This window comes from Moorena bouillonii PNG (genome assembly GCF_001942495.1).
Lineage (GTDB): Bacteria > Cyanobacteriota > Cyanobacteriia > Cyanobacteriales > Coleofasciculaceae > Moorena > Moorena bouillonii.
The window spans coordinates 4,376,092-4,391,263 of sequence record NZ_MKZS01000001.1; the positions used below are offsets into that span (position 1 = coordinate 4,376,092).

Below are 15,172 nucleotides of genomic sequence, written 5' to 3' on the forward strand. Positions count from 1 at the left end.
CACCTATATCGATTATTCAGAACAGACTAGAGAAGTCAGGATTAATTGATTAAAGAGTGTGTGAAGAGAAGATAAGCTAGAAAAAAAACTATGGTAATAGTCATAGGTAATAGGTAGTAAGTAATAAGTAATAAGTAATAGCTAATAAGTAATAGGTACAAAAAAAAGCAGTTGACACCTTCTGTGCTAAGATCGCGCAGCTTCATACCCTGGTCAGAATCCTAGAGCCATTAAATCTAGACCCTTGATGCCTAGAGCCAATAACATAAAAAAAAACTAAACTCTACTCCCCATCTACTTCAGTGTGTCAATTAAGGCTACCAACAAAAATCGAATGTACGAGATAATCAACTAATTCACGAGATAATAAAAAGCTAGTCAGGGTTTAAGGAGTTAGTTAGTGATTCCAGGCGAAATCATTCCCCAAACAGGGGAAATAGAACTCAATGCTGGTCGTGCCACCATCAGAGTACGGGTAGCGAATACAGGCGATCGCCCTATTCAAGTAGGGTCTCATTTTCACTTCTTTGAAGTCAACGAAGCTCTCCAATTTGACCGGGAAGCTACTACAGGCATGCGCTTAAATATTCCAGCTGGCACCGCTATCCGCTTTGAACCGGGAGACGAACGAGAGGTGGAATTAGTCACTCTTGTCGGTAGCCGTCAGGTGTACGGCTTCAATGGCAAAATTAATGGTCAACTTGATAGCTCAAGTTGATATATAGTTACTATTTTTTTTAAGCAAGCGCTACCGAGAGGTAATCCCAGAGTTTTGCCAAGGGGATAAAATTACCCATTACCCATTACCTATTACCCATTACCCATTACCCATTACCCATTACCCATTACCCATTACCCTCAATCAAGGAGTTATTGATGAGTTATCGTATGGATCGTCGTGCCTACGCCGAAACTTATGGTCCTACTGTAGGCGATCGCATCCGCTTGGCTGATACAGAACTAGTGATCGAAGTGGAACAGGACTACACCACCTATGGTGATGAAGTTAAATTCGGTGGTGGCAAAGTGATTAGAGATGGGATGGGACAATCCCCCATCTCCCGCGCCGAGGGTGCTGTGGATTTGGTGATCACTAATGCCCTGATCCTGGATTGGTGGGGTATTGTTAAAGCCGATATTGGTATTAAAGACGGGAAAATAGTCAACATTGGCAAAGCCGGAAATCCCTACATCCAGGACAATGTCACTATTATTATTGGTCCTAGCACCGAAGCAGTTGCTGGGGAAGGAATGATTCTCACCGCAGGGGGGATTGATGCTCACATTCACTTTATTTGTCCCCAACAGATTGAAACTGCGATCGCATCTGGTATCACTACTATGATCGGCGGTGGTACAGGTCCAGCCACTGGCACTAACGCCACTACCTGTACTCCTGGTGCTTGGAATATTCACCGGATGCTGCAAGCTGCGGATGCATTTCCTGTGAATCTAGGGTTTTTAGGGAAAGGCAATAGTGCCAAACCCGAGGGATTACAGGAACAAGTGATAGCGGGTGCCATGGGATTGAAGCTGCACGAAGACTGGGGCACTACTCCAGCCACTATTGATACCTGTTTAAGTGTAGCGGATCAGTTTGATGTCCAGGTGGCAATTCATACCGATACCCTTAATGAAGCCGGGTTTGTGGAAAATACCATTGCTGCCTTCAAAAACCGAGTCATTCATACCTACCACACCGAAGGAGCAGGGGGAGGTCATGCTCCAGATATTATTAAAGTGTGTAGTGAAGCTAATGTATTGCCCTCTTCTACCAATCCTACCCGTCCCTATACCCTTAATACCCTAGAAGAACATCTCGATATGCTCATGGTGTGCCATCACCTAGACCGGGGCATTCCTGAAGATGTGGCCTTCGCTGAGTCCCGGATTCGTCGGGAAACTATTGCTGCTGAGGATATCCTTCATGATTTAGGGGCATTCAGTATGATTGCCTCTGATTCTCAAGCCATGGGACGGGTGGGTGAAGTGATTATCCGTACCTGGCAGACAGCCCACAAAATGAAAGTGCAACGGGGAGTGTTATCCACTACTCCTGGGGAAACTGGGGAAAATGACAATTTCCGAGCCAAGCGTTACGTTGCCAAGTATACGATTAACCCTGCGATCGCTCACGGAATTGCTAATTATGTTGGTTCCATCGCAGAAGGGAAGCTAGCCGATTTGTGTCTGTGGCGTCCAGCCATGTTTGGAGTCAAGCCAGAGATAGTGATTAAAGGTGGTGCGATCGCATGGTCCCAAATGGGTGATGCCAATGCTAGTATTCCCACACCCCAGCCGATTCATATGCGTCCGATGTTTGGTAGTTTTGGTGGTGCGATCGCAGCCACATCCGTTACCTTTGTCTCCCAAGCTGCCTTAGACCAAGACATCCCAGCTCAAATTGGCTTACAAAAATCCGCTGTTGCCGTTTCCAACACCCGCAACTTGAGTAAGACCGACATGAAACTCAACGACGCCTTGCCACAGATTGAGGTCAATCCAGAAACCTATGAAGTCAGAGCTGATGGGGAATTATTAACATGCGAGCCCGCAACAGTTTTACCTATGGCACAGCGTTACTTCTTATTTTGATGAGTTGCTAGTCAATCACTAGAGCATTTTTTATATTAATGAGGTACACAAGATTTTTTTATGTTGCCTGTTGCCTTTTGCCTGTTTATTTTTGCCTGTTGCCTAAAATTAAAAATGTACCTCACCAATTTAATGTCAGTTGGGCAGTGGATCAGACCGATTGACCAACCTTGCCAATCCCGTTGCTAGGCACTGCCCACCCTACGATTAATGACTAGATCCAATCTCCCTACTCCCTACTCCCTACTCCCTACTCCCTACTCCCTACTCCCTAATGTTAAGTTTTCTGCTGAACTGACCATAGAGGTATCGAGCTAGAGGTATAACTTAGTTCAGTTTGACAAAAAATTTAATGATGAATCTAAGTATTGCAGCAGTACTCTTATACGGCATCTTAGCCCTGATTGGGGGAATCATGGGCTATGCTAAAGCCAAAAGCAAAATATCTCTGATTTCTGGTGTAATTAGCGGTTTATTGCTAATATTTGCTGGAATAATGCAGCTTCAAGGACAACCCTGGGCACAAACCTTAGGGATAGCCGTAGCAGCTGCACTGGTGATTGTGTTTGCCATCCGGCTCGCTAAAACTCGCAAGTTTATGCCAGCTGGACTCATGATCATTGCTGGTGTGGTGTCTCTAGGGGTGATGCTTTATCCAGCTATGGCTTAAAACCAGGGGGCGACCGATGAAGGCGCTCATAGAAGCGAAAGGGGTAAGAGCCTTTCCACGGTCAGGATTCAGGCCAAGTTCCCACCCAAAGGAGCGTATTGAGATGGATAACTCGGTGAAAACTAGGTTACTCCCGAATCAATGGGTTTCACAGCTAGAGGGTAAAGCCAAAGGAAACCAGAATGTCGAGAAGGTGAACAGAGGCAGGGAAAGAATCAAAAGGTTGACGAGTAGGAACCGTTGATATAAGGCACCGTAATAAGCAATACCTCTGCCAAAACGACAATGGAGGTAATAGCTCCAGGATTAGCCTCGCCTTGATGGGGCAATCAGAATCACAAACGGACTCGGTGTAGAGACGGCAACCTGAGATTCGTATCTTCTATGTGTGTAACCGGGTAAGCCGAGGTTGAGTCCAATATCTAGGTCGATTGATATTGGTAGCCAAATCGTAAGAGGAGGTCTAACTCTGGGCCCGGTAAAAGACTGAACCAAGCGAAAGCCAACAACCGAAAGGAAACAGGAAAGCCGGAAGGTCATAACTGGTTGGATAGAGGGAAATCCCTCAACTCGTGCAGAGTGCTGAATTTCAGAACTAATTCCGAGCCAAGGAAAAAATACGTTTTGATTCCCTAATTGTATATGGAAAAGATAGAATCGAAACCTTCGGGGGACGGTATCGTAACTGAGCAAACCACCAATTGGCACTCCATAGACTGGAAAAATGCCTACCGGATGGTTAGGAAACTTAGACGTAGAATTTTCAAAGCGACACGTGAAGGCAACTGGAAAAAGGTAAACAAGTTGCAGAGGTTAATGCTCCGCAGCTACTCCAATATCCTTACTTCCGTCAGACAGGCTACCCAGATAAATGGTGGAAAAAAAACCCCAGGGATAGATGGACAGGCAAAACTTAATCCCAAGGAAAGAGGCGAAATGGTCGATGCCCTCACCACTTACAAAGCATGGAAGCCAATCCCAACAAAACGCATCTACATACCCAAATCCAACGGAAAACAAAGGCCATTAGGAATCCCTAGCATGACGGATAGATGCCTACAGGCAATCGTCAAGAATGCATTAGAGCCTACATGGGAAGCCAGATTTGAACCCGTATCATACGGTTTCAGGCCAGGAAGAAGTGCCCATGATGCTAGACAAAGGATATTCCAAAACATATGTGGTGAAAAGAACAGGAAATGGTGGGTCTTAGACGCAGACATCTCAGGATGTTTTGATAATATCGCCCACGAACCACTCCTAGAAACCATTGGAAGCTTCCCAGCAACACATCTTATTAAAGAGTGGCTTAAAGCAGGATATGTCTACAAAGACGTATTCTACAATACAGAGGAAGGAACCCCCCAAGGTGGAATAATTAGCCCATTATTGGCCAATATAGCCCTCCACGGATTAGAAAAAGAATTGGGAATCAAATACAGATGGAGTAGAGACAAAAGGAAGAAAGATGGTGGAGGATGGTACAACGTGACACCTAGGACTTACGTCCGCTTTGCTGATGACTTCGTAATCCTAACAGAAAGCGAGGAAGATGCGGCGAACGCTAAGGAAATCACAGAAAAGTGGTTATCTGAAAGAGGACTAAAACTATCCAAGGAAAAAACCAAAATAAGCCATGTATCCACAGGATTCGACTTCCTAGGATGGACTTTCCGAAAGTATAAGACCACCAGTAGAAAAACGGGATTAATAACCCTCATCAAACCCTCCCAGAAAAGCGTAAAGAAAGTCAAGAATAAACTGAAAGAAGAATTCAAAAAACTCAAAGGGGTATCCCAGAGAGAAGTGATACATAAACTCAATCCAATAATAAGAGGATGGAGCAACTATCACAGCGGAGCAGTCTCCAAGGAAATCTTCTCACAGCTTGATAACTACGTATACTGGAAACTCCAACGGTGGGGTAGACGAAAGCACTCAAAGAAATCTCATGAATGGGTTAATAAAAAATACTTCGGTAAATTATGTCCCGGCAGAGATGACAATTGGGTATTTGGAGAAGAAGGATATCACATAAACAAATTCGCTTGGACAAGAATTGAAAGACACACTTTAGTGACTTTCGATAAATCCCCAGACGACCCAGGACTAATAGAATACTGGAAGGAAAGGGAAGTCAAGCAGAAAGAAAAAACGGCGAGGAGTAAACTTTCTAGCGGACGAGACAAAATAGCCAACAGACAGGGATATAAATGTCCCTTCTGTCAGCAAAATCTAGGTAATTACGATAAAGTGCATCTACATCATATTATGCCAAAAAGCCTAGGGGGTCTCGACAAATACGATCACCTCATCTACCTGCATAACGATTGCCATCACTCCATCCATGCCTTGGGTGCGACTAATCCCGACATACAACAAATGTTAAGAAGCGGGATGGAAAAACCCTCTAAGACCCGGAACAAAAGCCAAAAGGTACAAAACCGGAAATCGAAGAAAAGCAAGTCGCAAAAAATAACGTGTTCAAAAGGAATTAGGTGCGCCGTGTACTTGGAGACTTGTTCGCACGGTGCTTAGGGGGCGAAGCGGGGGCAACCCCGCCGACCTACCCAATCTTTTATATAGTCCCCCCTGAATGCATTTGATCAACCAGAAAAGCACACCATGGATTTTTACACACAGATACCGGATAGGCTAACCGATCGACTAATCTGAGTCTATTTGGTATCTGTGTACATCGGTCTCGTGCTGAGAAGAGCAAAATGCCAACAGTATTAGCCCCTAAACTTCCTTTGAGCTTATTTTTCTTCCTGTCTTCGCAGTTGACTTATGTATAAATCCTATCTATAAATCCTGGGGGGGCGACGAAATAAGCTAAAACCCAGACTCTATAAGCGACCTAGCCCTTATACCTCGTTGATAATACTTTCGTTTATTAGGACCCACGTCTCATTAATTCGGTTACTAACTCTATACAAAAATCTTTAAAATTAACCCAGGTGTGACCGTATAAACCAATGTAAAAACTGCTATGCCTCCGCTCTATTCGACCAGATTCTTTCACACGACCAACATATTTTTGTATTCCTTGACGTTTAATATGCTGACCTTGAAATGTTGCGGAAGTGTAAGCTATTGCTATCAATAAAACTAGAGAAATAAAGCGTTCACCCTGAAGCTTAGTGTCCTCTAAATTATAACCACCTGTTTTAAAATCTCTAAACATCTCCATGCCTCGCTTCGCTCGCCAGGCTTCGCCAACGAATCAAATCTTTTTTTATAAGCTGAAACTGCCGACTCTAAGTTAGAAAAGTTTGTCAGTAAAAACCATGGTTCTTTGGCCTTTGGCCACGCTACGCGAACGGAGATGTACCTTTGAGTTTACGTTGCCATTTACAAGCTACATTGAAATTAAAGAATCCCCTGGTCTTGGTCACTTTAACTCCTTGGATAAATAAAGATACTCCAGGGACTAAACCTAAATCATTGAGTTCAACCCAATTCTATTTTTTATATTCAACAAATTCATTCTTTTTTAATCGCAAACAAAAAGATACACCTAAGTCCTGTAAATACTTTGCTAATTTCACTGAGCAAAATTCTCTATCTCCTAACAGGCAGGTTTTATAGTTTTTAAAAATTGGAATAACCTTGGACAAGACACTTTTTTGTTCTGTTAAATTACTACTCCCTAACTNCTTGACGTTTAATATGCTGACCTTGAAATGTTGCGGAAGTGTAAGCTATTGCTATCAATAAAACTAGAGAAATAAAGCGTTCACCCTGAAGCTTAGTGTCCTCTAAATTATAACCACCTGTTTTAAAATCTCTAAACATCTCCATGCCTCGCTTCGCTCGCCAGGCTTCGCCAACGAATCAAATCTTTTTTTATAAGCTGAAACTGCCGACTCTAAGTTAGAAAAGTTTGTCAGTAAAAACCATGGTTCTTTGGCCTTTGGCCACGCTACGCGAACGGAGATGTACCTTTGAGTTTACGTTGCCATTTACAAGCTACATTGAAATTAAAGAATCCCCTGGTCTTGGTCACTTTAACTCCTTGGATAAATAAAGATACTCCAGGGACTAAACCTAAATCATTGAGTTCAACCCAATTCTCTTTTTTATAGTCAACAAATTCATTCTTTTTTAATCGCAAACAAAAAGATACACCTAAGTCCTGTAAATACTTTGCTAATTTCACTGAGCAAAATTCTCTATCTCCTAACAGGCAGGTTTTATAGTTTTTAAAAATTGGAATAACCTTGGACAAGACACTTTTTTGTTCTGTTAAATTACTACTCCCTAACTTGGCCAACAAAGTCAAATAGATGGGAAATGCCCTGTCTTGATGCAGTCGCTCATGGGGGAAACCCCCAAGACCGCGCTGCATCGCTTTTATCCCAAATGAGACTAACCATGACTAAGTTAATACGACCCCAATTTGTTCTATCAATTGCTAGATAAATTAGGCTTTCCGAGGTAAAGTATCCTTTCAANATGCTGACCTTGAAATGTTGCGGAAGTGTAAGCTATTGCTATCAATAAAACTAGAGAAATAAAGCGTTCACCCTGAAGCTTAGTGTCCTCTAAATTATAACCACCTGTTTTAAAATCTCTAAACATCTCCATGCCTCGCTTCGCTCGCCAGGCTTCGCCAACGAATCAAATCTTTTTTTATAAGCTGAAACTGCCGACTCTAAGTTAGAAAAGTTTGTCAGTAAAAACCATGGTTCTTTGGCCTTTGGCCACGCTACGCGAACGGAGATGTACCTTTGAGTTTACGTTGCCATTTACAAGCTACATTGAAATTAAAGAATCCCCTGGTCTTGGTCACTTTAACTCCTTGGATAAATAAAGATACTCCAGGGACTAAACCTAAATCATTGAGTTCAACCCAATTCTATTTTTTATATTCAACAAATTCATTCTTTTTTAATCGCAAACAAAAAGATACACCTAAGTCCTGTAAATACTTTGCTAATTTCACTGAGCAAAATTCTCTATCTCCTAACAGGCAGGTTTTAGAGTTTTTAAAAATTGGAATAACCTTGGACAAGACACTTTTTTGTTCTGTTAAATTACTACTCCCTAACTTGGCCAACAAAGTCAAATAGATGGGAAATGCCCTTTTATCCCAAATGAGACTAACCATGACTAAGTTAATACGACCCCAATTTGTTCTATCAATTGCTAGATAAATTAGGCTTTCCGAGGTAAAGTATCCTTTCAATAATTCTTCAACTATTGGGACCCAAATTTTTTCAAGTGTTAAGTTTGGTAATGATAAAAATCTTTGAATTCTTTTTCTTCTACTTTCAAATTTAATGGGTAAAGGGAGAGCATTGGCTATTTTTTCTAAGTTAACTTTTTTAATTGACTGTAAGAGATTGAGCAAAATTTTCAATAAAATATATTCGGCTAGACTCAATTGACTTTTTAGGTGGTTTTGGTAAAATGCTGGTCACATTGTCGATAAGTAGGTCTTGTTGCAAATTTAGAGACCTACTTTTTTTTACCACAAAATGCTACTACCTTTACATAGCGAGCCTTTCAGCCTGTTTCGTCACCCCTTCAGCTATAAATCCTATCTATAAATGCTAAGATTGGGCTAGAAACCCCTATAGCCTAGGCGGTGCTTTATCTGTAACCTTACCAATAGTACTAATTATTAGTCAAGTGTCTCTCACCACAGATATCTATTATAACTCAACCAGTCCAGCCATCGCCAGGACTGCTAACGTTACCGGTAAGTTGGTTTTTGAAGAATTAGCCGAAGTCAGTCCGATGGATCAATCTGTTTCTCTAGTGTTTATCAATCCCCAAGAGCCTAGTTATGAACCTAGTTATTCTTATTTCCAAGAAGTCCAGTTTAACAATCCCATAAATCTGGAAAATGTGGTCAGACCGACAGTCAATTTTCTTGAAAACCCTCAATCTACCCTACCTGTCGAGAATCTCGTTATTGGTTTTGTCCTAATTTCCATCTTCTCTTTCATATTTATGAAGAGTTCTTGAAAGCTGAAAACCCCCGTGCTTGGGGCGGGGGACGAAAGCTACACCAAGTCTAGTACCTTGCGTTTCTGAGTTAGTAATTTTTAAGGTATAAATCCAGGTTAATTAGCTATAAATAAGAGCTTGAGCAGCCAAACAATTCGGTATTATTTCCAGGAATTATCGATTATTTTGCTGAATTATTATTACTTGTTAAGTGTTAAGTATTACTTTAAAATTGACCTTTGACAAGTAACAAGTAACAAGTGTCAAGTTTAAAACCGAGGAGAGATGTGAATGTCTTATAGTGATTTTAAATCTCTAGACACACTAGCTTCTCTAGGGATTGATATGCTAGAACCTGTGCCATCCCTGATTCAAGCAGACCCAATTTCCCCCAGTGACTTTCTTCAGGAAGCTCTCAAACGCTTTGTGCCACTAGCAACTGCTATCAATACTGAAAAAGCTCGCTCTGAATATCTAATCGCTCCTATTTTAAGTGAAATTACAGTCATAAACCCTCCTATTAGTCTGTTTTCTGGCAAAAACTTTAATGTAGACCCAGCACAGGGACTTACTGGATTTTTTGATTTCATCCTTACTGATAACCCAGATAAGTTAACCATCAAAGCTCCAGTGGTGGTAGTGGTAGAGGCAAAAAACGAAAATATTAATGAGGGACTGCCTCAATGCTTGGCTACGATGTATGCAGCTCTATTAGTTAACCAAAAAGAGCCAGAGATGGCTGAGCGAACAGTATATGGAACTGTTACGACGGGACAAGTGTGGCGATTCCTGGCTCTTACACCAGAAGGCAAGGCGATGGTGGATCTTAATGACCGCTATCTAACACCTGTGGATGAGTTACTGGGAGTTCTGGTTGCTATGACAACTAGATAGTTGACTCTCAGTCGTGATAACTGCTAGGAATCCCTTGCTGCTACCGATTGGGTCAAGCTCTTTGTGTTCTAGATTCAAGCTATGGTCTGTTTATTGAGCGGGAACCCTAACATCTCTCGTTGTTGCAAATAGAGTTGAGCCACTCGCCTGGCTAGATTGCGAATTCTACCGATATAACGAGTGCGCTCAGTCACTGAAATCACACCCCTAGCGTCCAGTAAGTTGAACGTGTGAGAACACTTCAGAACGTAGTCTAGTGTAGGCATAACAAGTCCTCGTGTGCTGAGTTGTTCTGCCTCTTGCTCATAAAGACCAAATAGCGTGAACAGTAAATCTGGGTTAGAGGATTCAAAATTATAAGTACATTGTTCAACTTCTCCCTGAAGGTGAACATCTCCATAGCTAATTTGGTCATTCCACTGGATTTTAGTAAAAGCCTCTACTTCCTGGAGATACATCGCTAATCGTTCCAAACCATAGGTGATCTCAATGGGTACAGGACGACAATCAATGCCACCACACTGTTGGAAGTAGGTAAATTGAGTAATTTCCATGCCATCTAACCAGACTTCCCAGCCAACTCCCCAAGCCCCTAGGGTAGGAGATTCCCAATTGTCTTCAACAAACCGAATGTCATGGTCTTCAGGACAAATCCCTAAAGCTTTGAGGGAATCTAGGTAAATATCTTGAATATTATTCAGTGACGGCTTGATCAGTACTTGGTATTGGTAGTAGTGCTGGTAGCGATTCGGGTTTTCGCCGTAGCGTCCATCGGTGGGTCTTCGGCATGGTTCAACATAAGCAACTGACCAGGGTTCTGGACCAATAGCTCTCAAGAATGTATGAGGACTCATGGTCCCTGCTCCTTTCTCTGTATCGTAGGACTGGGCAATCAAGCAACCATGTTTTGCCCAGAATTGATTCAATGTTGCAATCACTGATTGAAAATTCACTGACACCTCCAGTGTTTAGTAACGGTAACTTATGGCCAAGACATTTATTGATGCAAAAGGGGAGTAGGGAGGGGCTGTGTGGGTCACGCCGTGATTCTCCTTTCTCTTTTGGAGACGCTGTACGAACAGAAATACTAAGTAAACGCACCTGTCTTGATGCAGTCGCTCTCCAGCCCCGTGGAAACCAAGCCAGTTGCTAATGGGTTAAACCCTATCATAAACCCATGTTTTCCCTAAAAGCACCCTGCATCCCTATAGTTTATTCTGGCGCAAATGCCTTGTCAGAGCTAGGTTAGTAAGTTGTTCAAGAATGGATTTAATGGTGCCAGTACAAAGGGCTCTTCACTAATCTTGCCTCTGATTAATCCTGGACAATTACCGTAAATCCAGGTGAATTTCCCGTTTCACTCAGGAGCATCGGAGCAGTTATCCCAATCCGCACTTACAGGCAGGATCTACAGACACGTCCTTCACCAGGTATGTATCTAAGGATATACAAGAATTACCTAAATAATTCTCCCGACTCCCAGGGCGTGCGCTTAAAGTCGTCGAATTAAATTCGCCACGGGTCGCACCGCTCCCGACTTCCGACTCCTGACCCAACTCTAACGAACCCACCTCCGTAAGCTTCCCCCTCTTCCCCTGGTCAGACCGGCAAAATGGATTAAAAAAAAAAATTCTTAAATTCCAAAACCCTTGCCATACCTAGATTGCAAGGATTTCTCAAAAAAAAGTTTCGGTTTTAGGTTGACAAACGCTTTTTTCCCCTTTACATTAGTAAATGGCGATGAGGAAAGCCAAGCGCACCGCACCGCCCCGAACCAAGAAAAATCTATAGTTTGAGAGCCAATATACGGTCGCTACTCGTCAAGAAATTTTCAGGTTAATCTGACCTCATTATAGGACAGATTGACCAAAACTAAAACCTAAAATTCCGAACCGGTTCGAAGTTAACTGTAAGGGTTGACTAAGAGTCGGGGAAAGAAAAAAACAACTTGAGTACCATGGAGAGTTTGATCCTGGCTCAGGATGAACGCTGGCGGTATGCTTAACACATGCAAGTCGAACGCCCCTTCGGGGGAGTGGCGGACGGGTGAGTAACGCGTGAGAATCTGCCTTAGGGTCGGGGACAACCACCGGAAACAGTGGCTAATACCGGATGTGCCGAGAGGTGAAAGATTTATTGCCATAAGAGGAGCTCGCGTCTGATTAGCTAGTTGGTAGGGTAAAGGCTTACCAAGGCAACGATCAGTAGCTGGTCTGAGAGGATGAGCAGCCACACTGGGACTGAGACACGGCCCAGACTCCTACGGGAGGCAGCAGTGGGGAATTTTCCGCAATGGGCGAAAGCCTGACGGAGCAATACCGCGTGAGGGAGGAAGGCTTTTGGGTTGTAAACCTCTTTTATCAGGGAAGAAGAAAGTGACGGTACCTGAGGAAAAAGCATCGGCTAACTCCGTGCCAGCAGCCGCGGTAATACGGAGGATGCAAGCGTTATCCGGAATTATTGGGCGTAAAGCGTCCGTAGGTGGTACCTCAAGTCGGCTGTTAAAGACCAGGGCTTAACTCTGGGCAGGCAGTGGAAACTGAGGAACTAGAGGGCAGTAGGGGTAGAGGGAATTCCCGGTGTAGCGGTGAAATGCGTAGATTTCGGGAAGAACATCGGTGGCGAAGGCGCTCTACTGGACTGAACCTGACACTGAGGGACGAAAGCTAGGGGAGCGAATGGGATTAGATACCCCAGTAGTCCTAGCTGTAAACGATGGATACTAGGTGTAGCTTGTATCGACCCAAGCTGTGCCGAAGCCAACGCGTTAAGTATCCCGCCTGGGGAGTACGCACGCAAGTGTGAAACTCAAAGGAATTGACGGGGGCCCGCACAAGCGGTGGAGTATGTGGTTTAATTCGATGCAACGCGAAGAACCTTACCAGGGCTTGACATGTCGCGAATCCCGGTGAAAGCTGGGAGTGCCTTCGGGAGCGCGAACACAGGTGGTGCATGGCTGTCGTCAGCTCGTGTCGTGAGATGTTGGGTTAAGTCCCGCAACGAGCGCAACCCTCGTTTTTAGTTGCCAGCACGTGGTGGTGGGCACTCTAGAGAGACTGCCGGTGACAAACCGGAGGAAGGTGGGGATGACGTCAAGTCAGCATGCCCCTTACGCCCTGGGCTACACACGTACTACAATGGTCAGGACAATGGGCAGCCAACTCGCAAGGGGGAGCTAATCTCATCAAACCTGGCCTCAGTTCAGATTGCCGGCTGCAACTCGCCGGCATGAAGGAGGAATCGCTAGTAATCGCCGGTCAGAATACGGCGGTGAATCCGTTCCCGGGCCTTGTACACACCGCCCGTCACACCATGGAAGCTGGCCACGCCCGAAGTCGTTACCCTAACCCGTATGGGAGGGGGATGCCGAAGGCAGGGTTGGTGACTGGGGTGAAGTCGTAACAAGGTAGCCGTACCGGAAGGTGTGGCTGGATCACCTCCTTTTCAGGGAGACCGACTGAGACCCACTCGAAGCCAAAGGTGCAAGAGCGGTAATCAGGTCAACCGAGGTCGAAGGGTAGAGAACGGGGCTCTCAAACTAATGATGGTTCGGATATGGGCTATTAGCTCAGGTGGTTAGAGCGCACCCCTGATAAGGGTGAGGTCCCTGGTTCGAGTCCAGGATGGCCCACATCTATATAAATGGTGAAGCGGCTAACAGCCAAAAGCTAATTAAAGCCAAGAAAACAAAGAACGGAAAACAAGCTCAGCACCGGAACTGCAGGAAAAAACCAGTTCAGGATGCTGGACTTTGAGTCCAGTAAAGAACCAAGAAAATTGCATAGCGAAGTGTAGAAAAGCCAAAAAGTCGAGCCGCGAGCGAAACGAGAGTTATCGTAAAAGCGGTAAAACAGAACAAGTATGGTCAAGCTACAAAAGGCTAACGGTGGATACCTAGGCACACAGAGGCGAAGAAGGACGTGGTGACCGACGATAAGCTTCGGGGAGCTGGAAACAAGCAGAGATCCGGAGATTTCCGAATGGGGCAACCCAAAAACGGCTGACTGAATCAATAGGTCAGTACGAGCGAACCCAGCGAACTGAAACATCTTAGTAGCTGGAGGAAAAGAAAGCAAAAGCGATACCCTCAGTAGCGGCGAGCGAAAGGGGCAGAGCCTAAACCATCAGCAATGCTGGTGGGGTAGTGGGACAGCAGAACGGTAACTGGAAACTAGATCAAGCAGCTGAATACTGCACCAGAGAAGGTGAAAGTCCTGTAGTCGAAAGTGGAAAGTTGTCAGCTGAATCCCGAGTAGCACGGGGCACGTGGAATCCCGTGTGAATCAGCGAGGACCACCTCGTAAGGCTAAATACTCCTGTGTGACCGATAGGGAAACAGTACCGCGAGGGAAAGGTGAAAAGAACCCCGGGAGGGGAGTGAAATAGAACATGAAACCGTTAGCCCACAAGCAATGGGAGGACGATTAAACGTCTGACCGTGTGCCTGTTGAAGAATGAGCCGGCGACTTACAGCCAGTGGCAGGTTAAGAGGGAGAAACTCGAAGCCAAAGCGAAAGCGAGTCTGATCAGGGCGCTAGTCACTGGTTGTAGACCCGAACCCGGGTGATCTAACCATGTCCAGGATGAAGCTTGGGTGACACTAAGTGGAGGTCCGAACCGACCGATGTTGAAAAATCGGCGGAGGAGGTGTGGTTAGGGGTGAAATGCCAATCGAACCCGGAGCTAGCTGGTTCTCCCCGAAATGCGTTGAGGCGCAGCGGTTGGGAAAAGCCTGGGGGTAAAGCACTGTTTCGGTGCGGGCTGCGAGAGCGGTACCAAATCGAGACAAACTAAGAATACCAGGTGTAGTCCCAGCCAGTGAGACAGTGGGGGATAAGCTTCATTGTCAAGAGGGAAACAGCCCAGACCACCAGCTAAGGCCCCAAAATGCGTCCTAAGTGAGAAAGGAGGTGGGAGTGCAAAGACAACCAGGAGGTTTGCCTAGAAGCAGCCATCCTTGAAAGAGTGCGTAATAGCTCACTGGTCAAGCGCTCCTGCGCCGAAAATGAATGGGGCTAAGGACGATGCCGAAGCTGTGGGATAGAAATATCGGTA

At 44.6% G+C, this 15,172-nt stretch carries 7 protein-coding genes, 1 tRNA gene, 2 rRNA genes and 3 pseudogenes (1 of these 13 cut by a window edge); 9 read left to right on the top strand and 4 right to left on the bottom strand.

Features of this window, described 5'->3' with window-relative positions; translation table 11 throughout:
• Positions 1 to 400 precede the first annotated feature (400 nt).
• The 4 genes from BJP37_RS17825 (at position 401) to ltrA (ending at position 5,803) form a co-directional block, all read left to right on the top strand.
• On the top strand, positions 401 to 718 hold the full coding sequence (locus tag BJP37_RS17825) for an urease subunit beta (RefSeq protein WP_075900721.1): 318 nt from the start codon (positions 401 to 403) through the stop codon (positions 716 to 718).
• A 158-nt stretch (positions 719 to 876) separates the two neighbouring features.
• Complete coding sequence (gene ureC, locus BJP37_RS17830) at positions 877 to 2,595, top strand: urease subunit alpha (RefSeq protein ID WP_198954093.1); 1,719 nt, start codon at positions 877 to 879, stop codon at positions 2,593 to 2,595.
• Positions 2,596 to 2,950: 355 nt separating this feature from the next.
• Positions 2,951 to 3,265, top strand: coding sequence for a TMEM14 family protein (locus BJP37_RS17835; RefSeq protein ID WP_075900723.1), 315 nt, complete (start codon positions 2,951 to 2,953; stop codon positions 3,263 to 3,265).
• A gap of 642 nt (positions 3,266 to 3,907) precedes the next feature.
• Positions 3,908 to 5,803 carry a group II intron reverse transcriptase/maturase gene (ltrA, locus tag BJP37_RS17845; RefSeq protein WP_075900727.1) on the top strand — a complete coding sequence of 632 codons (1,896 nt, stop codon included), beginning with the start codon at positions 3,908 to 3,910 and terminating at the stop codon, positions 5,801 to 5,803.
• A gap of 297 nt (positions 5,804 to 6,100) precedes the next feature.
• Here ltrA and BJP37_RS42640 read toward each other — a convergent pair.
• From BJP37_RS42640 to BJP37_RS42645, 3 pseudogenes are all read right to left on the bottom strand, one after another.
• Positions 6,101 to 6,921 (bottom strand): annotated as a pseudogene (locus BJP37_RS42640) (IS4 family transposase); the annotation flags it as partial.
• Positions 6,914 to 7,316: pseudogene (locus tag BJP37_RS45080) on the bottom strand (IS4 family transposase); the annotation flags it as partial. The pseudogenes BJP37_RS45080 and BJP37_RS42640, both read right to left, overlap by 8 nt.
• Before the next feature lie 398 nt (positions 7,317 to 7,714).
• Positions 7,715 to 8,654 (bottom strand): annotated as a pseudogene (locus BJP37_RS42645) (IS4 family transposase); the annotation flags it as partial.
• 248 nt (positions 8,655 to 8,902) lie between these two features.
• Between BJP37_RS42645 and BJP37_RS17870 the strand changes: the two are divergent.
• Positions 8,903 to 9,241: a hypothetical protein gene (locus tag BJP37_RS17870; protein ID WP_075900733.1), complete on the top strand. Its 339-nt coding sequence runs from the start codon at positions 8,903 to 8,905 to the stop codon at positions 9,239 to 9,241.
• A gap of 273 nt (positions 9,242 to 9,514) precedes the next feature.
• Positions 9,515 to 10,117, top strand: a complete 603-nt coding sequence (locus tag BJP37_RS17875) for a hypothetical protein (RefSeq protein ID WP_075900735.1) — start codon at positions 9,515 to 9,517, stop codon at positions 10,115 to 10,117.
• Positions 10,118 to 10,191: 74 nt separating this feature from the next.
• On the opposite strand, the gene glyQ is transcribed toward BJP37_RS17875, so the two are convergent.
• Positions 10,192 to 11,070: a glycine--tRNA ligase subunit alpha gene (gene glyQ / locus BJP37_RS17880; RefSeq protein WP_075900737.1), complete on the bottom strand. Its 879-nt coding sequence runs from the start codon at positions 11,068 to 11,070 to the stop codon at positions 10,192 to 10,194.
• A 1,001-nt stretch (positions 11,071 to 12,071) separates the two neighbouring features.
• Between glyQ and BJP37_RS17885 the strand changes: the two genes are divergently transcribed.
• The 3 genes from BJP37_RS17885 to BJP37_RS17895 all read left to right on the top strand — a co-directional run.
• A 16S ribosomal RNA gene (locus BJP37_RS17885) occupies positions 12,072 to 13,561 on the top strand.
• Between the two features lie 113 nt (positions 13,562 to 13,674).
• A tRNA-Ile gene (locus BJP37_RS17890) sits at positions 13,675 to 13,748 on the top strand.
• Between the two features lie 232 nt (positions 13,749 to 13,980).
• A 23S ribosomal RNA gene (locus BJP37_RS17895) occupies positions 13,981 to 15,172 on the top strand (it continues 1,682 nt past the right edge of the window).
• The 16S and 23S rRNA genes sit together here with 1 tRNA gene alongside, the layout of an rRNA operon.

Excerpts from the sequence above, each read along its gene's own strand:
- BJP37_RS17835 (WP_075900723.1), top strand. The coding sequence starts at position 2,951 with ATGAATCTAAGTATTGCAGCAGTACTCTTATACGGCATCTTAGCCCTG.
- ltrA (WP_075900727.1), top strand. The coding sequence starts at position 3,908 with ATGGAAAAGATAGAATCGAAACCTTCGGGGGACGGTATCGTAACTGAG.
- BJP37_RS17875 (WP_075900735.1), top strand. The coding sequence starts at position 9,515 with ATGTCTTATAGTGATTTTAAATCTCTAGACACACTAGCTTCTCTAGGG.
- ureC (WP_198954093.1), top strand. The coding sequence starts at position 877 with ATGAGTTATCGTATGGATCGTCGTGCCTACGCCGAAACTTATGGTCCT.